The sequence below is a fragment of the Tardiphaga sp. 37S4 genome (assembly GCF_021044645.1).
Lineage (GTDB): Bacteria > Pseudomonadota > Alphaproteobacteria > Rhizobiales > Xanthobacteraceae > Tardiphaga > Tardiphaga robiniae.
This window is the reverse complement of sequence record NZ_CP088008.1, coordinates 4,372,522-4,398,917: the sequence shown is the minus strand read 5'-3', so window position 1 is coordinate 4,398,917 and position 26,396 is coordinate 4,372,522. Positions and strand designations below refer to the sequence as shown.

Genomic DNA, 26,396 nt, shown 5'->3' with positions numbered 1-26,396 from the left:
GGGTTCGCAGTGCGGAATGGGGAGTTTGCCTTCTCCCCGCTTGCGGGGAGAAGGTGGCCCGAGCTTGCGAAGCATGATCGGGTCGGATGAGGGGGACGTTCCACGAACTGATGAGTGGATGGAAAGTCCCCCTCACCCGCCGCGAAGACGCGGCGACCTCTCCCCGCAAGCGGGGAGAGGTCAAGGCAGCACTTCCCTTCGCTCCGCCAGCTGCGCGTCCATTTCGGCGCGTTTATCGTCCAGCAGGCCCTGATCGGCGGCCTCGATCACCTCATAGAGCGCATGCGCGTCGCTGAGCCGGGGCACGGTGACGTAGTCGGCGCCGGCCGCGTAAATATCGCTCACGTCGCCGAGCACGTCCGCCGTGGAGATGATCTTGGCGGTCGGGTTGATCGAGCGAACATGGCGGACCAGCTTCTCATTATTCGCGCCCTTCAGCAGCGAGTCCGGCACGCTGAGGATGATGATCTCGGCCTTGCCGACGCCGGCATGCACCAGCGTGTCGACATTGCTGATGTCGCCATAGATCACATGCTGGCCGCGCCCGACCAAAGTGCGGAAGACGTTCGGATTGAAGTCGACGACGCTGATCTGGTCGAGCAGTGACGCGTTCTGGCGCTCGATCTCGGCGAGCAGGGCGGACGCGGTGCGGAAGAAGCCGAGAATGACGATGCGGCGGGCGTCGCCATGGCCCTCGGCATGATCGCCCTCGCGGCCCTGGCCGTGATCGAGGTCGCGCAGCCCGATGCGCTTCATCGGGCCGATCAAGAGGCGCGTGATCTGGTCGCTGCGCATCATCGCGAAGGTCGAGAGTACCGCCAGGATCACGAAGGCGAAGGACGCCGCGCTGGAGGTCTGCGTGGTGATATGGCCGGCGGCAATTCCCGTTTGCAGCACCACCAGCGAGAATTCGCTGATCTGTGCCAGATTGAGCGCCGGCAGCAGGCTGGCGCGCAGGCCCTGCTTCATCAGATAGAGCGGCGTGAAGGTCGTGAGCATGCGGCTGACCACCGTGAACACGGCGATGATCAGGGCGAGGCCGATAGTGGCGCCGTTCGGGATCGGGATCGTCATGCCGACGGCGACGAAGAACAGCGTGATGAAGAAGTCTCGCAGCGTCGTCACCTTGGCGGTGACGTCGAGCGCATAGGGGAAGGTTGATAGTGACACGCCAGCCACCAGCGAGCCCATCTCGCGGGACAGATGCAGCCGCTCGGCGATTTCGCCGATCAGGAAGCACCAGGCTAGCGCGCCGAGCAGCACCAGTTCCGGCCGCCGCGCGATCTGGTGGAATAGCGCCGGCAGCACATAGCGGCTCAGGATCAGCGCAGTGGCGACCAGCACGCCGACGCGGGCGATCGACAAAGCGACAACGCTGACCTGCAAATCGGCGAGGCTCGGCTGCACCGCCAGAAACAGGATCGCGAAGATGTCCTGCAGCACCAGGATGCCGAGCGTGATGCGGCCGGGCAGTGTGTCGAGCTCGCGCTTCTCGTAGAGCACCTTGACGATGACCACCGTCGAGGACAATGCACAGGCGACGCTAAGATAGAGCGCATCGAACCCGCCGCCGAGCTTGAGCCCGAGCGCCATGAAGAAGGCCGCGCCGAGCACGCAGCCTGCGATCAATTGGCCGCCCGCGGCGAACAGGATGACCTTGCCGGCGCGGATGATCTTCTTCAGATCGATCTCGAGACCGATCATGAACAGCATGAAGATCAGGCCGAGTTCGGAGATCGTGCTGATGGATTCGTCCGACTTGACCCAGCCGATACCGAATGGCCCAATGATGAAGCCGGCAATCAGATAAGCAAGAATCAACGGCTGACGGGTGAAATGCGCAATAAGCCCGATGCCCCACGCAAACAGGATACACAGCGTGATATCGCGGATTAAGTCGTGCATGCCCCTGCCGGAAAAGCCTTACATTTCGGCGGCACTCTAATGGTGCGCCGCGTGAGGGCAAAGGGGTAATATCCGGCATTCGGCGCGCGATACACGCGGAGGGCGGTCCAACGAGGCAGCCTTCGTCATAAAAAGCTTCAGGGAGACGACGTTCATGACCACTGCACGGTTCGACTACGCGCCATTGCTGCCTCCGGGCCTGCCCGCGGCTGCGGCAAAATGGACCGGTCTCGCCAAATACAGCTTCGTCGGCGGGAACAACGATATGGACCAGGTGCCGGTGGAGGGTCTGACTGCCGCCGCTAATGCCGTCATGCTGCGCGAGGGACGCACGCTGGCAACCTACGGCCTGGCGAGCGGTCCGCAGGGCTATCTGCCGCTGCGGGATTTCATTGCTACCAAGCTGAAGCGCGATGCGAGCATCGATTGCAGCGCCGATGACATCCTGGTCGTCTCCGGTTCGCTGCAGGCGCTCGACCTCGTCAATCACAGCCTGCTGGTCAAGGGCGACACCGTCATCATCGAGCGCGACTGCTATCAAGGCTCCATCAACCGGCTCACCCGTCTCGGCGTCAACATCGTCGGCATCCCCTTGGATGACGACGGCATGCGGATGGACGCGCTGGCCTCAGCATTGGAAGATCTGAAGACGAAGGGCATCCGGCCGAAATATATCTATACGATCCCGACCGTGCAGAACCCGACCGCCACCATCATGCCGGAAAGCCGTCGCCGCGAGCTGCTGGCACTGTCGGCCAGATATGGCGTCCCCATCTTCGAGGACGATTGCTATGCCGATCTGATCTGGAACGGCGAGCGTCCGCCGGCGATTCACGCGATGGATACAAGCGGCAGCGTGATCCATATTGGCTCGTTCTCCAAGTCGATCGCGCCTGCTCTCCGCGTCGGCTACATCGTCGCGCCCTGGGAGATCATGTCACGCATGCTGGCGCTGAAGACCGATGCCGGCTCAGGCGCCCTGGAGCAGATGGTCCTCGCCGAATATTGCGTGCCGCATTTCGCCACCCATGTGCCGAAGGCGACGCGCGGACTACGCGCCAAGCTGGAGACGCTGATGGACGCGCTCAACGAGCAGTTCGGCACGGCGGCGGAATTCGACGAACCCAAAGGCGGCATCTTCCTGTGGGTGAAACTGCCCGCCAATGTCGATGCGATGAAGCTCTATCACGCCGCGCTCAAGGCCGGCGTGTCGATCAATCCCGGCCCGGAGTGGTCTGTCGACAAGACCTATGCGCACAGCCACATTCGCATCTGCTTCGCCAGCCCCACGCATGATGAAATCCGCGAAGGGATCGCGGTTCTCGCCGACGTCTGCCGGCAGGAGTTCGGTGTGCCCGAGCGGATCGCCAATGTGGAGAAACGTGCGCGGGGGTGAGTGCTTGTCGGGGAGGGGCGGGAGCCTACTTCTTCACGCCCTTCGCCGCAGCCTTCGCCGGCGTCGCCGCCTTCTTCGGCGCCGGCGCGCTGTCGACGGCGGTGTTGATATCGTCGATCAGCTTGGTGATGCGCGCCGCGTTGCTGCCGAGATCGCCTTCGAAATAGCGTGACGACGAGCGGATATCGACGCGCGAGCCTTCGCCGTCGGGCGTGAAACGGATCGAGACGTCCTCGCGAAAACCCATGATAGGGGTGCGCGCCACCGCCTCGATACGGCCAATGCGGCGCGGCGGCTGCGGCGGACGCTCGTCGATGACGATCCACTTGCGCTTTTCGACCAAAGCGCGCGTTACGTCATAGGCGCGTTGCACCGGCACCTCCAGCTCCACCGGCTCGATATCCGGATAGGCGGTGCGCTGCTGCTCCGCGGAGTAGAGGCCGGAATAGACGGCTGAATTGGTGCCGTCGCCGGTCCGCAGCCGCGCCAGCGCCTCGAAGCGCGGCGGGTCGACGGGGTCGGTGGTGATGTCGTGGATCTTCGGCAGCTTGCGGTACTGGTACGCAAGGTAGCCGGGATACGCCAGGATCACCACGTCGAGCATCAGCGCCACCATGATCACGCTCATGCCCCGCGAGCCGTTCTGCCAGATCGCGGCAAAGCCGGCGAGCGCCACCAGGATCGACAGGCCGGCAAAGCCCAACGCGCCGAAGAAGGTCATCAGCGCCGGTTTCACTTCGAGGAACCCGAAGCGGACGATGATGATCGAGGTGATGGCGGCAATGGCGGCGAAAACTGCGAGGCGCCGCGCCCACAGCGCCAGGCTGGATACTGGCTCCGACTGGTAAGCGGCCGAAAACCTGCGTGCCATGGGGAATTTCTGCCGGATTGAGCTTGCGAAGGCGCTGATAGCGCCGGGTTCCGAATAGGGTGCTTGAGACCATGCCGGGCCGGGAATTTCAAGGCACTTTGGCGGACGGCGGCTATCGTTTAGAGTTCTTTTGCCTTGAACTTCATAATGGATCCACAAGCGATCCCTCATCCTGAGGAGCGGTCTCTTCGACCGCGTCTCGAAGGATGTGCAAAACAATCATGGTTCGAGACGCGCGCAAGAGCGCGCTCCTCTCCATGAGGGCAGGGAGTGCCGATGCTGGTCGAAACCACGGATTATGAGACGCTCGCCCGCAATTTCCGCTGGGACGTGCCGGAACGATTCAACATCGCGACGGTGGCCTGCGACCGTCATGCCGACGGTAGCGGGCGGCTGGCGCTGATCTATGTGGACGAGGACCGCGGCACGCATCGTTTCTCCTTCGACGAGATGCAGGCTTTCTCGCGCAGCTTCGCCAATGTGCTGAAGGCGGATGGCCTGCAGCGCGGCGACCGCATTGCGGTGTTTTTGTCGCAATCGGTGGAATTGCCGGTGGCGCATCTCGCGGCGTTCCGGTCCGGGCTGGTGTCGGTGCCGCTGTTCACGCTGTTCGGCGAGGACGCGTTGGAATTCCGCCTTGCCAATTCCGGGGCCAAGGCCATCGTCACCGACGCGAGCGGCTGGGACAAGCTGTCGAAAATCCGCGAGCGGCTGCCTCATTTACAAGATATCTACGTCACGGACAGTGCACCGCATGCCGGTGCCAAATCGTTCTGGTCGGCGATCGAGGCGGCGTCCGAAGACTTCACCACGGTCGATACGTCCTGCGACGATCCCGCGATCATCATCTACACCTCGGGCACCACGGGAAATCCCAAGGGCGCGCTGCATGCCCATCGCGTGCTGCTCGGCCATCTACCCAATGTGGAGATGGTGCACGGCTTCTTTCCGAAGCCGGGCGACGTCTACTGGACGCCAGCCGACTGGGCCTGGATCGGCGGGCTGTTCGATGCGCTGTTTCCTGCCTGGTATCACGGCGTGCCGATCGTCGGCTATCGCGCCAGGAAATTCGAGCCAGAGGCAGCGATGCAGCTGATGGCCGATCACAAGATACGCAATGTGTTCCTGCCGCCGACGGCGCTGAAGCTGATGCGGCAGGCAAACGTGAAACATCCCGACGTCAAGCTGCGCAGCATGCTCACCGGCGGCGAGTCGCTCGGTTCGGAATTGCTCGACTGGGTGCGCCATACGTTCGGCATCGACGCGCATGAGATCTACGGCCAGACCGAGTGCAATCTCGTGGTTGGCAACAATGCCGATCTGTTTCCGATCAAACCGGGCTCCATGGGCAAGCCGACGCCGGGCTTCGATGTGCGTATCGTCAATGAGCAGGGCGAGGAACTGCCGCGCGGCGAGCGCGGCATTGTCGGCGTGAGGCAGCCCAATCCCTGTACCATGCTCGGCTATTGGCAGAACCCCGAAGGCACCGCGAAGAAATTCGCCGGCGAGTTTCTTCTGACGGGCGATCTCGGCATTCAGGATGATGACGGTTACTTCTGGTATGTGTCACGCGAAGACGACGTGATCACATCCGCAGGTTATCGTATCGGTCCGTCGGAGATCGAGCATACGCTGCTGAAGCATCCCGCGGTCGCGCTGTCGGCAGTGGTCGGTATTCCCGATCCGATCCGCACTGAAGCCGTGAAAGCCTGGATCGTGTTGCGGCCTGGTTTTAAACCCAGCGACGCACTGGCGCGCGAGCTGCAGGACTTCGTCAAGTCGCAACTCGCCGCCCATGAATATCCGCGCCATGTGCAGTTCGCGGAGAGCCTGCCGATGACGGCAACGGGCAAGGTGCTCAGGCGGGAATTGCGGGCGCTGGGGTAGTTCTTAACCTCTCCCCGCAGTGCGGGGAGAGGTCGCCGCGTCTTCGCGGCGGGTGAGGGGCAGGGCACGCAGCCAGCACCAATCACACAACTCTCGGATCGGCCGACTCGAGAGATAAGCTCCGGGCCGTCGACGTGCCCTTGCCCCTCACCCCACCCCTCTCCCCGCCTAGCGAAGCTTCGCTTCGCACGGGTGCGGGGAGAGGGAGCGCACGGCTATCGCCTTGCCTCACATCCCCGGCACCTTGATCCCCATCTCCTTCAACGCCGCCAGCAGCCTCAGCGGCGGCTCCATCTGGATCGCGGGGACCTTGCCTGTTTCCAACAAACTCTTCAGGCTCGAAAGGATAGCCGGCCAGCCGGCGCGTCCGCCGGACAGGATGTCGTCGCTGAGTTCGCGATCATGCGCCTGTGTCATCGTCAGCTTCACCGTATCACCTGATGGTACAAGGTCATAGGTGACCAGCGTCGAACCGAGCGCCTCGACGAGACCGGGCCAGTTCACATCCCAGGTGATGGTGAGCTTGCGCGGCGGATCGTGTTCGATCACCTCGCCCGAAACATGCAATGATCCATCCGGCGCGAGCACCTTGAACGCGCCGCCGACGTTTCCCTCAAGCTGCACCGCGAAGCCGGAGAAATACTGCCGGCTGAACTCCGCCGAGGTCAGTGCCTGCCAGACCTTCTCGGGCGTCGAAGCGATATAGATCGTGTAGACGATCGCGGGCTGGAACCTGTTGATATCGATCATGGCCGTTGCTCCATGCGTGCAGTGACAGGCAACCAGATGGCGCCCTGCCGGGCAAGTGTGTTTTGCTGCGAGCAATACGAGTGCTAGTGTTAAGACAACACACCGTCGTCATGCCCGGCCTTGTGCCGGGCATCTACGTCTTAGCCTGCAGTGAAGGCGTGGATGGCCGGGACAAGCCCGGCCATGACGTAGATAAAATCGGAATAGGAGCGTGCCGATGTCCCTGCAAATCTATCTCGCCTTTGTCGCTGCCTGCATTGCGCTGGCACTGCTACCCGGCCCCAACGTCACGCTGGTGATCGCCAACGGGCTGCGTTACGGCACGCGCGCGGCGATGATCAGCATTGCCGGCACGCAAGCGGGGCTTGCCGTGGTGATCGGCATCGTCGCGCTGGGGCTTGCGACGCTGATGGCCACCATGGGCTATTGGTTCGACTGGGTGCGCTTTGCCGGCGCTGCCTATCTGGTGTGGCTCGGCATCAAGATGGTCCGCGCGCCGGTCGAGGGCATCGACGCGGATACGCCGCCGGCGCCGCCGCGCGGCGGCTTCTTCCTGCAGGGCATGATGGTGCTGCTCAGCAATCCGAAAGTGCTGGTGTTCTTCGGTGCCTTCATTCCGCAATTCGTTGATATGGAGAAGAACCACATCCTGCAGGTCGGAATCCTTGGTGCGACTTTCATGGTGACGGCCGCGCTCACCGATATCGTCTATGCGGTGGCCGCGGGCCGTGCGCGACAATTCTTCTCGGCACGGCGCACGCGGTTGCTGTCGCGCATCTCCGGCGGCTTCATGATCGGCGGCGGGGTCTGGCTGGCGCTGACCCGAGCGCGGTGAATCTTTTGTCGCGCTGAACCTTTCGCCGCATCGTCACGTCAAACTTCGGGGCGCGCCGCGCCGTGCCATGAGGTTTCGCCGTGCCCGACATTCCCTGGTTCGTCTATGCCATGCTGCTGGCGCCGTTCGGCCTGATCCTGGTCGCCGCCGGCTATAAATATCTGCAGGTCCGCGCTGCCAGCGACTGGCCTTCCACCTTCGGCAAGGTGATCGTCTCGACCTCCGAAGTACGAGACGTCAAGGTGCTCGACGACACGCGCGAGGAGCGCAAACGCACCGAAAAGCGCAATTTTGCGAACATCGTCTACGAATACACCGTTAGCGGACAGAAGCTCACCAACAATCGCGTCAGCATCGGCGAGGACCGCGGCAATTTTGAAGTCGCCGAGACAATCGCGCGCTATCCGGTCGGCACCGCGGTGATGGTGTATTACAATCCGCGACACCCGCGCGACGCCGTGCTCGATCGCGAGATGCCGAAGGGCATTGGCGGCTGCCTCGGCATCGCTGCAGTTATCGTGCTGGCGATTGTGGTCGGCGGCATCTTTGGCGGCGTCCGCATCAACGAATTCATCGCAGCGCATCTTGTCGATCCAAAGGTGTCCCCGATTGTGACGGCGCTCTGCGGGTTTGGCTTCCTCGTTGCCTTGTTCGGCCTGGCGTTACACCGGCAGGGATCTCTGGCCAAGAAGTGGCCGGTGGTGCCCGGCATCGTCAAACTGGGCGCGCCCGAGACCTATGTGAGCCGTGACAGCGACACCGGTCGCAGCGGGCCGGTGATGCAGACCCGGAACGTGCAATACAACTATCGCTTCAAGCACGTCGCCTATATCGGGTCCGCTGGGAGCTTGAGCACGAGCAACCCGAACCCGCCGCAATGGCAGTTGCGGCTGTTCGGGATGGACTACAAGAGCGGTGACGCCGTGAAGGTCTTCGTCAATCCGGACAATCCGTCCGACTCGACGCTGAGCCCTGGTGGCGGCGCGGCCTATTTCCTGTGGGTGGTCGCGGCGGGATTTGTGGTGGTGGCTTATTTCATCGGGACGCACGGCTAGGCACGGCATGCCGCGCGGGCGCATTGGCAGCTACGCCGGCATCAAGGCCTAGAGATGCGACGCGCGCGGCGTGATCAGCGTCGCCTCGATCTCGCCGAAGATGCGCGTCAACCGCTCCGCCCATTCGGTCTGGCCGCTGACATCGGTGATCAGGTCCTGCCGGATCTCGATGCCCGTATTCATCAACCCGCGTTTCTCGCCATGCACGGGAATTGTGTAGTCGGTCGCGTCGGAGACCGCATAGGGTTCGTTGTCGCCCACCACCAGATCGGCTTCGGCGCGCAACAGCTGCAGCAGCAATGGCGGCAGTTTGCTGTCGTGCTGATAGAGCGTGCCGATATGCCAGGGGCGGGGAATGCCGGCATAGACAGGCGTGAAACTGTGCAGCGACACCAGCACTGTCGGCTGGCCCTTCGCCAGCCTTGCATCGATCACCTCGTCGATGCGCCGGTGATACGGATCGAAGATCAGCTCGCGCCGGCGCGCCTTCGCATCGGACGTGAGACCGTCATTGCCGGGCACGGTGGTCGCCTCGCTGATCAGCGGAATCGCGCTTACGGCGTCCGGCGGGCGGTTGCAGTCGATCACCAGCCGCGAATAGCACTGCGCCACGAGATGCGCATCGAGCGCCTTGGCCACCTGTTCGGCAACGTCGGCGATGCCGACATCCCAGGCGATATGGCGGACGAGCTCGCTCTCGGGCAGGCCGAGATCGCCGAGCATCTCGGGAATCAGCCGGCCGTAGTGATCGCAGGTCAGGAGAAAAGGGGAGTTTCCGGCGGTATTGAGTTCCAGAACGGGCGGAACCTCCTGGGGGCCGAGACGTAGGGATGTGTCCTGATCGCTATCCAAGGCTCTGTCCAAAATTCTGTCCAACGCTTTTTCCCGATATTGCCTAACGATGCGGCATCCCGGCCTGTGATTCTGCAGGCTTCCGTATAAATTACACGGGACAAATCACGCATGAACGATCCATTGATGCCCCTGCTCACGATTCATCACAAGACCGAATATCGCTACGCCCATCCGGTCGAATTCGGTGAACACCGGATCATGCTGCGGCCGCGCGATGGCCATGATCTGCGCATGCTCAACGGCAGACTGGACATCACGCCCGAGCCTGCATCGCTGCGCTGGATCCACGATGTGTTCGGCAATTCGGTCGCCATCGCCACCTTCGACGAGCACGCGCGCAAACTCACCTTCGTATCCACCGCAACCATCGAACATCTGCCATCGGATGAGTTCGCGCTCACGGCGGACGACAAGGCCTATTTCTATCCGTTCCTCTACGATGCCGAAGAACTGCCCGATCTGCAGGAATTCATCCGGCCGCAATATGGCGATCCCGATGGTGAACTGGCGGCATGGGCGCGCGGATTTCTCGACCCGCAGGGCCGCACGCCGACCGTCAATATTCTGACCGGCATGACGCTCGGCATCCGCAAGCAGTTCGCCTATCGCAAGCGCTACGAGCACGGCACCCAGCATCCGCTCGATACGCTGCAGACCAAATCCGGCACCTGCCGCGATTTCGCGCTGTTCATGATCGAGGCGCTGCGCCGGCTCGGCATCGCCGCACGTTTCGTGTCGGGCTATCTGTTCATCCATGGCGACCGCGAGCACAATTATGTGGGCGGTGGCTCCACCCATGCCTGGGTGCAGGTCTATCTGCCGGCCGCAGGTTGGATCGAATTCGATCCGACCAACGGCATCATCGGCAGCAAGGATCTCATTCGCGTCGCGGTCGCGCGCGATCCGCGCCAGGCGGTGCCACTGCACGGCACCTATATGGGCTCGGCCGATGCGTTTCTCGGCATGGATGTGAGTATCAATGTGGTGTCCGCGGGCGACGATGTCGCTGCAGCGCTTGCCGAGAAAGTCTAGCTCCCGTCATGCCCGATCGCGTTTTCGTCTACGGCACGCTGATGCGCGGTTTCGATCATCCGATGTCGAAGCTGCTGTCATCCGGCGCGGATTTCCTCGGCGAAGCCTCGTGCCGTGGCAGGCTCTATATGATCGCGCATTATCCCGGCTTGCTGCACTCCGACGATCCCGCGGACATCGTGTTCGGCGAGCTGTTCTGGCTGCGCAAGCCGAATGAGTTGATGGCGGCGCTCGACGACTATGAGAGTGTGGGGCCTGGCCATCCGCAACCGACGCTGTATCTGCGCGAGCGGATCGCCGTGACGCTCGCCGATGGCAGCGTGAGTGAAGCCTGGACCTATATCTACAACAAGCCGGTCGATGAGACGAAGCGCATCATGTCCGGGCGCTTCCTTGCGCCCTAGAGCATGATCCGGAAAAGTGGAAACCGGTTTTCCGAAAAGATCATGCTCAAATAAAATCTAACCTTCCTTGCGTCTGCTCGCCACTTCCAGCCCGAACAGTGCCAGCGCAATCAGCGATGCGCCGATGCCAATCAAGGCGATCATCGACGTGCCGCCTGATGCCACGGCAAATCCGCTGAAGCCGGAACCGACAGCGCCGCCGAAAAATGCGCAGGCAAGAAACAGCGCGTTGAGCCGGCTGCGGATGTTGCCGGCGAGCGCATAGATGGCGCGCTGTCCGGCCACCACATTACCCTGTGTGCCCGCATCGATCAGGATTCCCGCGATGACGAACAGCGTCACGGCCGTCGCGCCGCCGGTGTGGCCGCCGATCCAGGTCAGCACGAAGCTCACCAGCACCAGCAGCATGGCGGTGACGGTGACGAGATCGCCGCGGCCACGATCCGCCAGGCGTCCCGCAAGCGGCGCCACCAATGCGCCGCCGGCACCCGACAGCAGGAAGGCCGACATGGCGATATGGCCGAACGAAAATGGCGGCTGGTCCAGCACCAGCGGCATCGCCGTCCAGAACAGGCTGAAGGATCCATAGAGCAGGCATTGATAGGCCGAGCGCTGCTGCAGCACCCGGGTGGTCAGCATCAGGTCCCACAGCGAGTGGATCAGCGTCGCATAGGTCAACTCATGCTTCGGTTGCCGGCGCGGCAGCGCGATCACCATCAGTGCGAATACCCCGCACATCAGCACTGCGGACATCACGAACACGGCGCGCCAGCCGAACGAGCCGGCCACCATGGTGGCCAGCGGCCGCGACAGCAGGATGCCGAACAGCAGTCCGCTCATCACGGTGCCGACGATCTGCCCGCGCCGTTGCTCCGGCGCCAGATGCGCCACCACCGGCAGGATCATCTGCGTGCCCACGGCGGCGATACCGAGCAGCAAGGTCGAGGCGATGAAGATCGCTGCAGTGGGGGCGGCTGCGGCGATCAGCAGGCTCACGATCAGGCTGCCCAGCGTGATCAGGATCAGCCGCTTGTTCTCGACGAGATCGCCGAGCGGCACCAGGAACAGAAGTCCCAGCACATAGCCGAACATCACCATGGTGAGCATGATGCCGGCCGACGACAGGTCGAGCCCGAAGCTCTCGCTGATCGGCCCCACCAGCGGCTGCGCGTAATAGATATTGGCGACGGTGACGCCGCAGGCGACGGCAAAGGAAAAAATCAGCCAGCCGCCGGGACCGGAGTCGCGGGCGGGATGTTCGGCAGGATGGGACATGGAGGCTTTCGGGTAGGCGGGGCGGTGGGAGAGATATGGCGCATGTGATGCCGTGCCAGAAGTGCGGCGTCTTGAATGGGAGCCATGCAGCGTGCCGTTCCGGTCTAGCCTCGTCATTCCGGGGCGCGCTCTTGCGCGAACCCGGAATCCCGAAATGTTCAGAACATGTCGGGATTCCGGGTCTGAACTTTGGCCGGCTTCGCCGACCGACGTTCATCCCGGAATGACGAGTGGGGCGCGTTTACACCACCGCCTTCACCACCCGCACATCGACCTCGCGCTCGACATAGCTCCATTCTTCCGTCTCGCGCAGGCCGCCGACGAGATCCTCGAATTCCTGCGCGTGTTCCGGCGCGTATTCGAACCAGGTGAGGAAATCGAAGGGCTCGCCGAGATCGCGCGAATGGTAGAGCTGGCGCGCGATGGCGGGCAGGTATTTCAGGCTGTCGGCGATGTGGCGGGATTTGTCCTCGAAAATCCGGCGCCGCTCGTTCTGGGTCATGTCCCACCACGCCGCGTTCTTCCTGATGGGGATCAGCGCGCCATGGGTTGCCTCAGGTCGGCCGAGCCCGGCCTGTGCCGCAACCAGCGCGATCTTCTCGGTGCGTTCGACATAGCGGACATGGCTGGCGACGCCGGCGAGGCGCCAGGATGTCTGCGACGGCAGCAGCGGCAGCGAGATGGCGTCGGCATGGGTGATGGACAGCGCCGCAACGGGTTTGAGCGTCTCGCCCTTGACGGGCGAGATCGAGATCACCTGCCATGTACCGGTATTTCCGCCGCGGAATGTTGTGAACATGGGATATGTGACCGCGGAACCCGGCGGAGTTCAAGTGCATCGCGTGCGACGACCGCGCGTGCCTACCGTGGCGGAGAAAGGCAACGACGCCTTTTCACAAATGATGATTGCAGAAGAGTACGGGATATTCTATCTTGGGTTGTAATTTGAATTATATCCTTTTTAGAGATGTCATTGATGACTGACTTCGCAAGGGTCGTCGAATTGCTTAAGAAGGCCCGTGACGATTGGGCCGTGGCTAATAACCGGCCACCGCGCCTACGCGTGCATGGCGCCACGTTCGGTTGGGACACGCATGCAAAGTTGCTCGCCGCGAAGGCGTTCGGTCTGCCGCTGATCGCGCCTGAGACGATGGCGCCTGGTGAAGGGCGTAAATCCAATCTTGTCGTAGCGCTGCGCACCGGCGTCGACGGCTTTGCGCGGATGCCGCGCGGGGGGCCGTATCTGAGCGACTCCGAGATCGATGAGATCGCTGATTGGATTTCAGACGGTGCAAAACTAGATGCGCCGCCACCGAGCCCGTCTGATGTGGTGGTGGCAGACAAACCTGCGGAGGGCGATGATGCGTAGACTTCTGGCTTTGCTGGTCCCGTTGATGACGTTGACGTCGCCGCTGTCCGCACAGATCATCGAGCCCGGCGGCCGCCCTGAAGACATTGCGCTCGCAGCAAGCAACCCGGACGAATACGCTTGGCGGCTTTTTCTGTTCATGAACCGGCAGGCCGCGCCGAAAACGGCTGGAGTCGCCGATGCCTCCAAAAGCGACATAAAACAATACGATCCCGACAGGCCGGTGGTGTGGGAGACTTGGGCGTTCGCCAGCGGCGGCAGCGCCACCAACAATCGGAGCGAGGTTTTCAAGTATCCTGCGACAGCTCCGGTCGCCTGGAAAGATCTGGATCGCTCTGAGCCGAAAGAGCCGGTGCTGTCGCCGAGTTTCAAATCGAACATTGCGGTGCTGCAAGCGACGACGCGCCTGCGCTCGGCCCTACGCGCCAATCCCGCGAGTCCGCCAGCGGTCCGGTCGGGGGACGTCAGCGTATTTGCCGCGCCGGTCGGCGTTCGACCGAGCGATCAGGAAGTCCGCATGAACGAGTCCACCTACAATACGGTACGCTCAAAAGTGCTTTATAGCGTCGAAGGGCTTGAGGCCGCGGCGCAAAAGGCGAAAGCGTCGGGCGCAACGAGTCTCGTCACCTTCGAACCCGCTTCAAAAGAGGTCAAGGCGGTGTGGCGGCCGCTGCCCGATTGTCAGGTCGAGCAGCCCTGCATGCAAAAGGATCGCTACCATTGGCGTGTCGTCACCAACCCTGGCAACAACAAGAAAGAAGTGTGGGGTCTCGTCGCGCTTCACATCATCACGAAGGATCTGCCGAACTGGTTCTGGTCGGATTTCGGTCACATCGATTGCGAGACCGCGCAGAGCGCTTGCGACAGCCATACATCGACGGGTGAGAGTCCGCTACGCGATGCGACCACAGGAACGTCGGTGCCGGGTGGCATCGGCCCCTCCGGCAAGAACGGCAAGCGCAACGAGACGCTGGGGTCGAAGTGGGAGAACTATCGCCTGCGCGGCACCCAGATCGCGTTCATCTCGGCCGAGGGGCGCCCAACGATTTTGTCGAACCCGGTGATCGAGGACGGGTTTCAGAAATCGTCCTGTATCGCATGCCATGCCCGGGCGACCGTGGCGCTGCGTGCGGATGTGCCGTTTGGTGGAAAGTTCGACTCGTCGGGCATCGCCGTGTTCAGCAGCCTCAACAATTATGCGCGCAATCTCGGATCGGCCCCGGTCCCGGAGGAGGCGATCGGGATGTCGAACGAAGACTGCCTGCAGTTCTTGCCGAAGACCGTTTCAGCCTGCCCGACCGATCGCGAGCCGAAGGTGCCGGTCTATTTCCAGTCCGACTTCTTGTGGTCGCTGCCGTTCCGGGCGTTCAGCAAGGATAAGGAGTCCAAGTAGGTCGACATCCGTGGCTAACAGCGCGGGAGGCGTTAGCCGCACCCGAACTCAGCCATTCCAATTGGAATGGCGGGGAATCCCGAGGTGTTCATCCCCTCTGACCTCACGGCGGGATAGAAGTGCCTAACACTCAGGGATTCCGGGTTCGCCCGCGCCAAGTGGCGCGGACGCCCCGGAATGTCGAGCGGGGCTGAGGTATCTGGTCGGTGAGCCCCTGTGTATAATGGGGCCGGATCGGCGATTTCTGGCCTTTGCCGCCGCGCGCCCTATATGCAGTACACCCCATGCGCTTCACGCCCCAATTCCTCGACGATCTGCGCGCCCGGCTTCCGGTTTCGGAAGTCGTGAGCAAGCGCGTCAAGTTGAAGAAGGCCGGGCGGGAGTGGAAGGGCCTGTCGCCGTTCCAGCAGGAGAAGTCGCCGTCGTTTTTCGTCAATGACGAGAAGGGATTTTACCACGACTTCTCGTCGGGCAAGCACGGCGACATCATCAATTTCGTGATGGAGACCGACGGCGCCAGTTTCGTCGAGGCGGTCGAGCGGCTGGCGCAGATGGCGGGCGTGGCGCTGCCGGCGGCGACGCCGGACGCGGCGCGCCATGAGCAGCGACGGAAAACGCTCTATGACGTGATGGATCTCGCCGCAAAATTCTTCGCGGACACGCTGGTGGGGCGCGAAGGCGCACGCGCGCGCGGCTATCTCGCCGATCGCGGCATTACGCCTGCGGTGCAGCTCCAGTTCCGGATGGGCTTTGCATCCGAAGATCGTTTCGCGCTGAAGGAATATCTCGGCGCCGCCGGCGTACCCGTGCCCGATATGATCGAGGCCGGATTGCTGATCGGCGGCGAAGACATCCCGGTGCCCTATGATCGCTTTCGCGATCGCGTGATGTTTCCGATTTCCGATGTGCGCGGGCGCATCATCGCCTTTGGCGGCCGTGCGCTGAAGAAAGATGCGCCGGCGAAATATCTGAACTCGCCGGAAACCCCGCTGTTTCACAAGGGCGACAATCTCTACAACCTGCCGATGGCGCGGAAGGCCGCGCATGACGGTGCGCCGCTGGTGGTGGTCGAAGGCTATGTCGACGTCATCGCCATGGTCGGCGTCGGCTTTCCCGGTGCCGTCGCGCCGCTCGGCACGGCGCTGACCGAGAACCAGTTGCAGTTGCTCTGGAAGATGGTCGACGAGCCGATCCTGTGTTTCGACGGCGACAAGGCCGGGCAGAAGGCGGCCTGGCGCGCGGCGGAGCTGGCGCTGCCGCACCTCAAGCCCGGCAAGAGTTTGCGCTTTGCGCTGCTGCCCGAAGGACAGGACCCCGACGACCTCGCCCGCTCCGGCGGCCGCGCGGCGATCGAGGATGTGATGGCCGCGGCGGGTACGCTGTCGGACCTGATCTGGGCGCGCGAGATCGCCGGCGGCACCTTTGCGACGCCGGAGCGCCGTGCGGCGCTAGAGGCGCGCATCAACGAATTGTCGAACGGCATCCGCGACGATGTTGTAAAGAAATACTACCGCCAGGATATGACTGAGCGGCTGCAGCGCGCCTTCGGCACCGGCCCAAAAAACTACGGCGGTAACTACGGCGGCAACAACGGCGGCCGCGGCGGCTTCCAGCAGGGTGGCGGAGGCGGCGGTTTTGCGCGCAGTCCGCGTCCGTTTACCCCCGGTCCAGCCGGGCGAATCAGTGGCGGCGGACGCGGCGGGGCCAGTGCCGGGCCCCAGACCATCCAGCGCGGGCCCTATCAGGTGGTCAGTCCACAGCTTGCGACGTCGTCGATCATGCGCGGCCAGCGCAGCGCCATTTCGAGGCGCGAGGCGCTGATCGTGCAGTCGCTGATCAACCATCCCTGGCTGCTGCATGACCGGCTGGAGGAGGTGGCGGCGCTGGAACTCGCCCATCCAGAGATGCACAAGCTGCGCGCGGCGATCATCGCGGCCTTTGCCCATGAGCATCATCACGGCGATGAGGCCGAGCAAAGTGAGCAAATGCGTTCAGATCTGGTTAAAGCCGGATATTCCGAGCAATTACAACACGTTGAGCAGGCAGTGACCACTCAGGCGGTGTGGGCGGCGCGGCCCGGCGCGGCCCGCGAGGATGTTCTTTCCACCTGGACGCAGCTCGTTGCCTTGCATCGCCAGTGGCACTCATTACTTAGGGAGCTTAAAGACGCGGAGCTTGCTCTGGGCGCAGAAGCGAGTGAAACGAACTACGGCTGGTTGCGCGATGTGAAGGCCCGGTTGGCTGAGGTCGACGGGATCGAGGCGCTGATCGAGGGGTTCGGAGAATCCTCGGGGCGGTTCCAGCGCAGTTCGTGAAGCAACTTTGCTGCGGATGGTGCCCGGGCAAACCGCGAAAAGACTCGCCAAACCCATGGTTTGGCTGCAAAAACAGGGTTAATCCGGGCTTAAGGCTCTCCACGTTAAGGGTCTGGGCTTAAGTAGCGAAAACCGCGAAGACGACGTCGGGGTGGCGATGGATATGCGCCGCCCTTTGTGCGTCAAGCGGTGACGATGATTGGATCGGGGCGCGTGCGCCCCCTGGATTGATAGTGGGGCGGTGACGCCCCCGGCGTGAGCGCGTTTCAGGAGCATTGAATGGCCACCAAGGCAAAGACGCTGCAGACCAAGGACAAGGAAAAAGACGACAAGGCAGCTGACACGCCGGAGAAGGACTCCGCAGACGCGCCGTCACCTTTGCTCGACCTGTCCGACGCTGCCGTCAAGAAGATGATCAAGCAGGCCAAGAAGCGCGGCTTCGTGACCTTCGATCAGCTCAACGACGTCTTGCCATCTGATACCACCTCTCCTGAACAGATCGAAGACATCATGTCGATGCTCTCCGACATGGGCATCAACGTTTCCGAAAACGAAGACTCCGACGGCGAGGAAGAGAGCAAGGACGAGGACGACGATACCGACAACGAACTCGTCGAAGTCACGCAGAAGGCCGTCACCGAAGTCAAGAAGTCGGAGCCCGGCGAGCGCACCGACGATCCCGTCCGCATGTATCTGCGCGAGATGGGCACCGTCGAGCTGCTGTCGCGCGAAGGCGAAATCGCCATCGCGAAGCGCATCGAGGCCGGCCGCGAGGCGATGATCGCAGGTCTCTGCGAAAGCCCGCTGACCTTCCAGGCCATCATCATCTGGCGCGATGAACTCAACGAAGGAAAGATCTTCCTTCGCGACATCATCGATCTCGAAGCGACTTACGCTGGCCCCGACGCCAAGAACAACATGAACCCGGCGCTGATCGCTCCGCCCACGGGCGATGGCGAAGCAGTGGCCGAGGGCGCCGAAGCCGTTGCCGCGCCGCCTGCGGCCCCGCCGTCCGCCACGCCGTTCCGCCCCGCGCCGCCGCGTTCGGCGCCTGCTGCGGCTCCCGCCGGCGAAAGCACGTCGGAAAGCGCTGCTGACGGCGACATGGACGACGACGAGTTCGAGAACCAGATGTCGCTCGCCGCCATCGAGGCCGAGCTGAAGCCGAAGGTGGTCGAGACCTTCGACAAGATCGCCGACAGCTACAAGAAGCTGCGCAAGCTGCAGGAACAGGACATCGCGAACCAGCTCGAGAGCGCCTCGCAGGGCCCCTCGCTGTCGCCGTCGCAGGAGCGCAAGTACAAGAAGCTCAAGGACGAGATCATCGTTGAGGTGAAGTCGCTGCGCCTCAACCAGGCGCGTATCGATTCACTCGTCGAGCAGCTCTACGACATCAACAAGCGCCTCGTGTCGTTCGAAGGCCGCCTGCTGCGCCTCGGCGACAGCCACGGCGTCGCGCGCGAGGACTTCCTGCGCAACTATCAGGGCTCGGAGCTCGATCCGCGCTGGCTCAACCGCGTCTCGAAACTCTCGGCCAAGGGCTGGAAGAACTTCGTCGCCATCGAGAAGGACCGCATCAAGGAACTGCGCGGCGAAATCCAGCAGCTCGCGGCGCTCACGGGTCTTGAGATCGGCGAATTCCGCAAGATCGTGCACGGCGTGCAGAAGGGCGAGCGTGAAGCCCGCCAGGCCAAGAAGGAGATGGTGGAAGCCAACCTCCGTCTCGTGATCTCGATCGCCAAGAAGTATACGAACCGCGGCCTGCAGTTCCTGGATCTGATCCAGGAAGGCAATATCGGTCTGATGAAGGCCGTCGATAAATTTGAATATCGCCGCGGCTACAAGTTCTCGACCTATGCGACCTGGTGGATCCGGCAGGCGATCACGCGTTCGATCGCCGACCAGGCCCGCACCATCCGCATTCCCGTGCACATGATCGAGACGATCAACAAGATCGTGCGCACCAGCCGCCAGATGCTCAACGAGATCGGCCGCGAGCCGACCCCGGAAGAGCTCGCCGAAAAGCTCGGCATGCCGCTGGAGAAGGTGCGCAAGGTTCTGAAGATCGCCAAGGAGCCGCTGTCGCTCGAAACCCCGGTGGGTGACGAGGAAGACTCGCATCTCGGCGATTTCATCGAGGACAAGAACGCGATCCTGCCGATCGATGCGGCGATCCAGTCCAACCTGCGCGAAACCACTACGCGCGTTTTGGCCTCGCTCACCCCGCGCGAAGAGCGCGTGCTGCGCATGCGCTTCGGCATCGGCATGAACACCGACCACACGCTGGAAGAAGTCGGCCAGCAGTTCTCGGTGACGCGCGAACGTATCCGCCAGATCGAAGCCAAGGCGCTGCGCAAGCTGAAGCACCCGTCGCGCAGCCGCAAGCTGCGGTCGTTCCTGGATAACTAACGGTCGCTGTCGATCCTCGATCCTTCTGATGATGCCCGGCCTCGCGCCGGGCATTTTCGTGTGTGCGTGCCGCGCTTTCACGCGCTCGTTGCCAAGGTACGTGGCTGCAAATATGTTCATGATTTGTTCTTTTCGTCAAGAGGCTTTGTGTCGCGTGTGTCCTTCACCCGCCGCGGAGCGGAGGCGGATTAGGTGTCGCCAATCGGTCCTGCGCGCGCTGGTTCGACGCCGCGGTTGTCCGGCGCGGTCTCTGTCGTGAGCCAGCCGGCCTCGCGCACCATGGCCACGGCCGAGCGGGAGACAGGAGCGGTGATCCCGTTGACGAGTTGCAGGCGCAGATTGCGGCCCTCGGTCACGGCGCACGCAACGGCCTTCCGCGCGACCCACCATGACCGGTGCACCTGCAGGCCGTCAGCGGTGCCGAGAGCCGTCATGGCCTGATTGAGCGTTGCCAGCACCAACCGGGAGTGGCCGGCGATATGGTGGACGCGGACATAGTGATCTTCCATCTGCAGGCAAAGCACCGCGAAGGGCGGCGCACCGAGCAGGCCGAAAGCAGTTGGTGGCGCGTCGTCGGCTTCCTTGGCCTGGTGCCGCTTGTGTCGTCGCGCCTGAAGCAACAGGGTGAAGCCGAGCACGACAGGCAAGGCGGTGATCAGTCCTTGCACATACCAGTCGAGCGGGCCCAGCCTTCTCAGGAACGGCCATATCGATACGCCGATCCACGCGGTCCAGATCTGAAATGGGACGGTCAGGATGGCGACGCCGAGGACGATCGCGGTCCACGTCATCCACGGCCTCAACTGGAATCGCAGCACCACGCGGATCAGGGACCCATACAGCAGGATTCCCGACCAGAAGCAGGCAAGCTGAAACGCCACGCGCTGCCATGCCGGTCCATTCAGATAGCTGCCGAATGGTCCGATCAGGCCGAGGAAGATGGCGCAGACGGTCGCGATCGCCAGGTCGACGGCCCAATCCCGCAGAAAATCACGTTGCCAAGCGTTGCTCATGACGTCTCATCGCAGCGGTTCGCCCACCGGCGAACCCGTTCGCCCATTGGCGAACAACGGCTGGCGCAGGGCGGCGCCCTTTGCAGAACTCGCGTGTCATCCCAATCCGCAGGAGGTTCCATGCGCAGCATCATCGCACAGGTTTTCGTCGCATTCATCGCTATCGCCGCCGCCAGCCAGGCCGACGCCGCGGTCGGCTTCCAGCATTTCAGCATCAGTGATCCACAAGGGCCACCCATCGAGGTCGGCGTTTGGTATCCCACCGGCGCTGCGCCGAAGCTGCAGGCGATTGAGTCCGATCAACAGATGGTTGCCCGCGATGCGGCACTCGCGGGCGACCGCCTGCCGCTGGTGGTCATATCCCATGGTCACGGCGGCTCCTATGCCGGGCATCTCGACACCGCCATGGCTCTGGCCAATGCAGGTTTCGTCGTCGCCGCCCTCACGCATAACGGCGATAGCTGGCGCGACCCGAGCAACCCCACCGCGATCTGGGAACGGCCGCGCCAATTCAAGCTGGTCACGGATTACATGCTGGACGCATGGGGCGACCATGGGCGTATCGATGCGACGCGCGTCGGCGCGTTCGGCTTCTCGGCCGGCGGATTCACCGTGCTCGCGGTGGCCGGTGGCGAGCCGGACCTGCGGACTCTCGGGGATCACTGCAGGGCGCATCCCGCTTTCGAAGATTGCCAGATCGTCGAGCGGCACCCGCTTCCGCTGGATGCCGCTATCGTCTGGGCCCACGATCCGCGCATCAAGGCGGTCGTCTCCGCGGCGCCCGCCCTTGGTTTTGCCTTCGGTCGCAAGGGCCTGGCGGCGGTCCGTCAGCCGGTCCAGCTTTGGCGGGCCGAGGACGACCAGGTCCTGCCACATCCCTATTATGCGGAGGCCGTCCGCCTCGCTTTGCCGACGTCGCCCGAGGCGCATGTCGTGGCGAATGCCGGGCACTACGATTTTTTGACGCCATGCTCCGCGCAACTGGCAACACGCGTGCCGGCGATCTGCACCAGCAGGCCGGGGTTCGACCGCGCTGCATTTCATGAGCGCTTCGATCGCGACATCGTCGCGTTCTTTACACGGGCGCTGTAGTCGCGGCCTGGATTTGGTTCGCCCGACAGCTCTCTTCATCGAGATGGGCGCGCGCACCTGCGGTGCGCGTCGGCGGCCTCGGCCGCGTGCTGTCGATCTCGGAAGGTCGGTCTGCCCGAACTGTGGTTCCGGCGCCGGGAACAAATCGGGCGGGTCCCGCTTGAGTCGGGATTGTGTCGCGTCGTGTGAGTTGGAGTATTGCCATGGCCCCGCGTGCCAATTGGAAGGGCTTTTTGCGCCTGTCCCTCGTGAGCTGTCCGGTCGCGCTGTATCCCGCCACGTCGGATTCCGAGAAGATCAGCTTCAACCAGATCAACCGCAACACCGGCCATCGCATCAAATATCTGAAAGTCGATGCGGATACCGGCGAGGAGGTGGCGGCAGACGACATCATGAAGGGCTTCAAGGTCGATACCGATACCTATGTCGAGGTGTCGAAAGACGAACTCGACAACATTGCGCTGGACTCCACCCGGACCATCGAGATCGACGAATTCGTGCCGAAGGCGGATATCGACCCGCGCTACGCCATCCGTCCCTATTACCTCGTGCCCGACGGCAAGATCGGCCACGACGCCTATGCGGTGATCCGCGAGACCATTCGCGACATGGGCAAGGTGGCCATCGGCCGGCTCGTGCTCACCAATCGCGAGCACATCATCGCGCTGGAGCCGCTGAAGAACGGGCTAATGGGCACGCTGCTGCGCTATCCCTATGAGGTGCGTGACGAGGCGGAGTATTTCGACGACATCCAGGACGTCAAGGTCACCAAGGACATGCTCGATCTGGCGCGGCATATCGTGGAGCAGAAGGCCGCCGAATTCGAGCCCGGCAAATTCGAGGATCGCTACGAGTCCGCGCTGGTCGATCTCGTCAACCAGAAGCGTAGCGGCGTCGCCCTCAAGCCGCATGGCAAGGCGCGGCCCGGCACCAATGTGGTCGATCTGATGACTGCTCTGCAGCAGAGCCTCAAGGGCGGCGGCGCCGCGCCGAAGCCGAAGGCGAAGAAGCCCCCGAAACGCGCCACCGGCCAGAAGGAAATGCTGCTGCCGATCACCGGCAAGAAGGAGCCCGCGCCGGCGAAGAAGGCGGTGCGGCCGGTGGCCAAAGGGGTGACCAAGGGCAGGAGGGCGGGATGACGCGCGCCTGGACCCCGTCGCTGGTGCCCGATGCCGGCGAGCAGACCGTCTATCTCGTGCTGGATTGTTTCGACCGCGCCGGCTGCGCCTGGCGCGAGGCCGATGTCGCGGCGACCGATCTCGAAACCGTCATCGCCGACCTGATGTCCGGCCAGTACAACGATCCGCAGCGCGTGATCGCCTTCAACACGGCCGAACGCTGGGCCGACGACGTGTCGGAAGACGTCGCCCGCGAGATCCGCCGCCGCGCCGACCGCAATTACGAGGACGTCACCTCGTCGCTCGACGACTTCGTCCAGCGCCACGCCGGCCGCGAGCAGCAGCTCACGCTCAGGCTGGCGTGACGCGGGGTCTGAGATACTTCTCCGCGACAAGCGGGGTGACCGAATAAAAAAGGCGGACCGCAACGTCCGCCTTTTTTATCGTGCGCGCTCTTAACCTCTCCCCGCAATGCGGGGAGAGGTCGACCGGCGGAGCCGGTCGGGTGAGGGGCCGTCACCAACGCAGCCGCAATCACCACCTTTCGGGTCGCACCGTCTCGAACCGGGAGAATGTCCGCATCCCGCCTGGCACAGCTCGCTGTGCGCGGGAGCGGGAGAGGGGCGCCGCACACGATGATAACTCCGCCACACCCTTTGATTGTGCCGCGTCCCGCGCTAGCGTCACGCATTGCCCGATCAATTTTCCTGAAGCACATTTCACCCGAGGACATTGCCATGACGTCGCTCGCCCCGATGCTGCTCAGCCAGCGCGTTGCCCAGGTCTGCCTGTTTCTGGTCGGCGCCATCGCCATCTTCGGCGGCTCGCTGCAGATGTATCTCGGCCAGCCCGAGACGGCGCCGCGGCTCGACAATGTGCATCGCTTCATGGGCGGCATCTATCTGATGTCGGGCGTCATGGGCCTGTGGGCGGCGTCGACCATTCGCGAGCACAACACGCTGATCTTCCTGATGGCGGCGACGGTGTTCGTCGGCGGCCTCGGCCGCGTGCTGTCGATATCCAAGGTCGGCCTGCCCGAACCGCACATCGTGTGGATCACCTATCTCGTGCCGGAGCTGGTGATCCCGTGGATCATCATCGCGGCGCAGGTGACGACGAACAGGCAGATCGTGGGCGGGGCGGGGTGAGGGGCGTAGGGTGGGTTAGCAAAGCAAAATCCATCACTGATCGGATCGCCTATTGAGCTTGGCTGATCCCTGCGCTTACTACCAGTCCGTTGTTCGTTGGAAGAAATCGCGCTTTTCACCGACCAGTTTCACAAGATCTGATAATGATTCAACGAGGGCGGCATGATTTAATTTCGCCGAGTAAGGTAAAACTTTTATATTTCGTGTCTTCCTGATAGTCGCGATCATGTCTTCGTGGAAGTTGTCGCCTGACGTCATGTAATGAGGTAGTCCAGAAGAAAACCGTGCGGCGCTGTCTTCGAACAGAAGCTGAAAATCAGGATCATCAAGTCCTGCTCCTACTATTAGTAGAGTGTTAGTCGTAATAAGTGCATCAAGGAGCGAATAAAAACCGGAATGTGTAGTTCTGGCTAAAGCGTAGTCGCTTCTAGTAAAGATCATTTTCCCCGGTTCGCTGATTGACCCGTGAACTTTCAAAACAACGCGATCGTTTCTTCGAATTCCATCGATTATGTCTGCGTCGTCATAGTTTTTTATCAGAGTGGTGTGTTGGGATTCGGTTGATGCAAAGCCGTCGTAAATGACATCAAAGTTCGGTGTCAGAACGATGCGGCAATCAAGCTGGTATAGTAGCTTGTGTACTTCTGCGGGCTGAAACTTGGGCTGCATAAACGATTGACGTAGCAATGGTACCCATTCGTCATCCAAATGTTTCTTGAGCCATTCGCAGGCATCCAGGTATTGCCCCTTTTGAATCGCTTTCTTGATGTGAGCGCTCTTCCCGTTGCATTTTTCTAGGGCGGCTTCTAGAAAACCGCGCCAAGTTGGCGGGCGTGCGCTTTGTTCTCCGACCGAATGTCGCGATATACCCGAGCCAATCATCAGTACGGCTCGACGTCTTGCGATATCCGAAACTAACTGGTCTGGCCAACTAATCATCCCAGGCTCTGCAGGTTCTTCTCAAAGAGATCTGATATTCCCTCAAAAAGATCGTAAGCTTCTTTCACTTTTGAAAAGTGTGCGCCACGGACTCCGTCACTTGATCGGAGAGCAAATATTGGCCTCCTAGCGAATTGCGCCATGGGTATAAGACTGTGAAGATTTGGGATTGTCCCCAGTTGATACTTTAGCTTCGAACTTTTGGGCTGCAATTTGTCAACAAAATTCGCCTTAATAATCGGGGCGACTTTCTTCATTATGCGTTCGTAGGCGTTGACGGCGACTGTTCCGCCCAAGCCATCGGTCTTGGCTTTATATTGTTGAGTTACGTACCCGGCAAAACGGATGCGCATCTCCGGTGTGATGCCTTCCGGAAGTGCATCTTCGTCTTCAAGGTTTTCAAGGGCTGTCGAGAGCTGCTTCTTCCAGGTTTCGATGGAGATCTGAATATTCTCGACAGCCTTCAGGCTGAAAATGTCAATCGTCATGGGGCTTACGAAATAATCGCAAGCGAGAAGAACTGATCTATTGATCGACCCAAGTGAAGGGCCGACATCGAAGAAAACGTAGTCATACTGTTCGCAGCGGGTAAGTAATTCTGCAAACAAGTATCCTGTTCTAATGCCTCGACCATCGCCTCCAAGCCCGCTGCTCCAGTCTCTGGCAAGGAGGTCTTCTTTTAAGGAAAGTCGAGGGTCCCCTATTAGAATATCGAAGCCAAAATCCTCGCGCGCGCGCGCGACGATCTCTTTATTGTATCCTTTTCCGAGCGAAAGTGGATGAATGACGCTGTAGATCGTGAAGGTGTTGCTCTTCTCGTAAAGTGCTTCGGTCTCGTCGTCATCGAAGGTGAGTTGTGTTGCGTTGCACTGTGGATCAGCGTCAATAACTAGCACCTTCTTCTTTTTCTCTAGCGCGAGGAAAGCAGCAAGATTGCAAAGAAGGGTGGTTTTTCCAACGCCTCCTTTGTTGTTGAATACAGCTATCGATCTCATCTTGCCTCTCACGTTCTATTAGTTCGTTGGCCGAAGCGTAGATAATTGGCTACATCTCAAGTTTCTTGGCAAGAGTACGATGTTAGGTTCGCAAGATTTTTTTCCGAAAGCCGTTTGCTGTTCGGCCGGGATGGCATCGCAATGTTGATGGGGCTCGAACAGTTAGCTGTAGATCAGATTGCCTCACAGCCAGTCGCACTCGGGAGGCCGGAGCGGCTTTGGTTTGAGCGTTAGTTGGTCGCAAATTTGAGGGCTGCCATCGGCAGTTCGGCCACTCTCGCTAACGTCGTTTAGCGTAAAAAAAAGCGGCAGGCTTTGCCTACCGCTTTTCGTTTTATGA

The 26,396-nt window shown here is 61.8% G+C and carries 23 protein-coding genes; 14 read left to right on the top strand and 9 right to left on the bottom strand.

Annotated features, from left to right (window positions below):
- Positions 1-180: 180 nt before the first annotated feature.
- Positions 181-1,905, bottom strand: a complete 1,725-nt coding sequence (locus LPB73_RS20915; protein ID WP_231078038.1) for a cation:proton antiporter — start codon at positions 1,903-1,905, stop codon at positions 181-183.
- Between the two features lie 154 nt (positions 1,906-2,059).
- Between LPB73_RS20915 and LPB73_RS20910 the strand changes: the two genes are divergently transcribed.
- The gene (locus LPB73_RS20910) at positions 2,060-3,301 is read left to right on the top strand and encodes a PLP-dependent aminotransferase family protein (RefSeq protein ID WP_231078037.1); all 1,242 of its coding nucleotides are present in this window, start codon (positions 2,060-2,062) and stop codon (positions 3,299-3,301) included.
- Positions 3,302-3,326: 25 nt separating this feature from the next.
- On the opposite strand, the gene LPB73_RS20905 is transcribed toward LPB73_RS20910, so the two are convergent.
- Complete coding sequence (locus LPB73_RS20905) at positions 3,327-4,172, bottom strand: DUF1499 domain-containing protein (protein ID WP_231078036.1); 846 nt, start codon at positions 4,170-4,172, stop codon at positions 3,327-3,329.
- Positions 4,173-4,448: 276 nt separating this feature from the next.
- Here LPB73_RS20905 and LPB73_RS20900 point away from each other — a divergent pair, with 276 nt between their 5' ends.
- Entirely contained in the window at positions 4,449-6,059 is a 1,611-nt protein-coding gene (locus tag LPB73_RS20900) for an acyl-CoA synthetase (protein WP_231078035.1), read from the top strand.
- 228 nt (positions 6,060-6,287) lie between these two features.
- On the opposite strand, the gene LPB73_RS20895 is transcribed toward LPB73_RS20900, so the two are convergent.
- Positions 6,288-6,809, bottom strand: coding sequence for an SRPBCC family protein (locus LPB73_RS20895; RefSeq protein ID WP_414716813.1), 522 nt, complete (start codon positions 6,807-6,809; stop codon positions 6,288-6,290).
- A 217-nt stretch (positions 6,810-7,026) separates the two neighbouring features.
- Between LPB73_RS20895 and LPB73_RS20890 the strand changes: the two genes are divergently transcribed.
- Positions 7,027-7,644 (top strand): LysE family translocator, encoded by a 618-nt coding sequence (locus LPB73_RS20890; protein WP_231078034.1) that lies wholly within the window; start codon positions 7,027-7,029, stop codon positions 7,642-7,644.
- Positions 7,645-7,724: 80 nt separating this feature from the next.
- Positions 7,725-8,699 carry a DUF3592 domain-containing protein gene (locus LPB73_RS20885; RefSeq protein ID WP_231078033.1) on the top strand — a complete coding sequence of 325 codons (975 nt, stop codon included), beginning with the start codon at positions 7,725-7,727 and terminating at the stop codon, positions 8,697-8,699.
- 48 nt (positions 8,700-8,747) lie between these two features.
- On the opposite strand, the gene LPB73_RS20880 is transcribed toward LPB73_RS20885, so the two are convergent.
- A complete protein-coding gene (locus LPB73_RS20880; RefSeq protein WP_231078032.1) occupies positions 8,748-9,551 on the bottom strand; it encodes an N-formylglutamate amidohydrolase in 804 nt (267 codons plus the stop codon).
- Positions 9,552-9,677: 126 nt separating this feature from the next.
- Between LPB73_RS20880 and LPB73_RS20875 the strand changes: the two genes are divergently transcribed.
- Positions 9,678-10,586 (top strand): transglutaminase family protein, encoded by a 909-nt coding sequence (locus LPB73_RS20875; RefSeq protein WP_231081206.1) that lies wholly within the window; start codon positions 9,678-9,680, stop codon positions 10,584-10,586.
- 8 nt (positions 10,587-10,594) lie between these two features.
- Positions 10,595-10,990: a gamma-glutamylcyclotransferase family protein gene (locus tag LPB73_RS20870; RefSeq protein ID WP_231078031.1), complete on the top strand. Its 396-nt coding sequence runs from the start codon at positions 10,595-10,597 to the stop codon at positions 10,988-10,990.
- A 57-nt stretch (positions 10,991-11,047) separates the two neighbouring features.
- On the opposite strand, the gene LPB73_RS20865 is transcribed toward LPB73_RS20870, so the two are convergent.
- Together LPB73_RS20865 and LPB73_RS20860 are read right to left on the bottom strand one after the other, a co-directional pair.
- Positions 11,048-12,265, bottom strand: a complete 1,218-nt coding sequence (locus tag LPB73_RS20865) for an MFS transporter (RefSeq protein WP_231078030.1) — start codon at positions 12,263-12,265, stop codon at positions 11,048-11,050.
- A 241-nt stretch (positions 12,266-12,506) separates the two neighbouring features.
- A complete protein-coding gene (locus LPB73_RS20860; RefSeq protein WP_231078029.1) occupies positions 12,507-13,064 on the bottom strand; it encodes a chlorite dismutase family protein in 558 nt (185 codons plus the stop codon).
- A 177-nt stretch (positions 13,065-13,241) separates the two neighbouring features.
- On the opposite strand from LPB73_RS20860, the gene LPB73_RS20855 reads away from it, so the two are divergent.
- From LPB73_RS20855 to rpoD, 4 genes are all read left to right on the top strand, one after another.
- On the top strand, positions 13,242-13,634 hold the full coding sequence (locus LPB73_RS20855) for a hypothetical protein (RefSeq protein ID WP_231078028.1): 393 nt from the start codon (positions 13,242-13,244) through the stop codon (positions 13,632-13,634).
- A complete protein-coding gene (locus LPB73_RS20850) occupies positions 13,627-15,027 on the top strand; it encodes a hypothetical protein (protein ID WP_231078027.1) in 1,401 nt (466 codons plus the stop codon). The genes LPB73_RS20855 and LPB73_RS20850 overlap by 8 nt, the downstream gene beginning before the upstream one ends.
- Positions 15,028-15,311: 284 nt before the next feature.
- The gene (gene dnaG / locus LPB73_RS20845) at positions 15,312-17,342 is read left to right on the top strand and encodes a DNA primase (protein ID WP_231078026.1); all 2,031 of its coding nucleotides are present in this window, start codon (positions 15,312-15,314) and stop codon (positions 17,340-17,342) included.
- Positions 17,343-17,621: 279 nt separating this feature from the next.
- On the top strand, positions 17,622-19,751 hold the full coding sequence (gene rpoD, locus LPB73_RS20840; protein ID WP_175368825.1) for an RNA polymerase sigma factor RpoD: 2,130 nt from the start codon (positions 17,622-17,624) through the stop codon (positions 19,749-19,751).
- A gap of 188 nt (positions 19,752-19,939) precedes the next feature.
- On the opposite strand, the gene LPB73_RS20835 is transcribed toward rpoD, so the two are convergent.
- Complete coding sequence (locus LPB73_RS20835; RefSeq protein ID WP_231078025.1) at positions 19,940-20,764, bottom strand: LytTR family DNA-binding domain-containing protein; 825 nt, start codon at positions 20,762-20,764, stop codon at positions 19,940-19,942.
- A gap of 120 nt (positions 20,765-20,884) precedes the next feature.
- Between LPB73_RS20835 and LPB73_RS20830 the strand changes: the two genes are divergently transcribed.
- The 4 genes from LPB73_RS20830 to LPB73_RS20815 all read left to right on the top strand — a co-directional run bounded on the left by LPB73_RS20830 (position 20,885) and on the right by LPB73_RS20815 (position 24,122).
- A complete protein-coding gene (locus LPB73_RS20830) occupies positions 20,885-21,856 on the top strand; it encodes an alpha/beta hydrolase family protein (RefSeq protein WP_231078024.1) in 972 nt (323 codons plus the stop codon).
- Positions 21,857-22,059: 203 nt separating this feature from the next.
- Positions 22,060-22,995 (top strand): Ku protein, encoded by a 936-nt coding sequence (locus LPB73_RS20825; protein ID WP_231078023.1) that lies wholly within the window; start codon positions 22,060-22,062, stop codon positions 22,993-22,995.
- Entirely contained in the window at positions 22,992-23,339 is a 348-nt protein-coding gene (locus tag LPB73_RS20820) for a hypothetical protein (RefSeq protein WP_089262085.1), read from the top strand. Before LPB73_RS20825 ends, LPB73_RS20820 begins: the two co-directional genes overlap by 4 nt.
- Positions 23,340-23,711: 372 nt before the next feature.
- Entirely contained in the window at positions 23,712-24,122 is a 411-nt protein-coding gene (locus LPB73_RS20815; protein ID WP_231078022.1) for a DUF4345 domain-containing protein, read from the top strand.
- 78 nt (positions 24,123-24,200) lie between these two features.
- Here LPB73_RS20815 and LPB73_RS20810 read toward each other — a convergent pair whose 3' ends face one another.
- Together LPB73_RS20810 and LPB73_RS20805 are read right to left on the bottom strand one after the other, a co-directional pair.
- Positions 24,201-25,061 carry an SIR2 family protein gene (locus LPB73_RS20810; protein WP_231078021.1) on the bottom strand — a complete coding sequence of 287 codons (861 nt, stop codon included), beginning with the start codon at positions 25,059-25,061 and terminating at the stop codon, positions 24,201-24,203.
- A complete protein-coding gene (locus LPB73_RS20805; protein WP_231078020.1) occupies positions 25,058-26,056 on the bottom strand; it encodes a ParA family protein in 999 nt (332 codons plus the stop codon). The genes LPB73_RS20810 and LPB73_RS20805 overlap by 4 nt, the downstream gene beginning before the upstream one ends.
- Between the last annotated feature and the right edge of the window lie 340 nt (positions 26,057-26,396).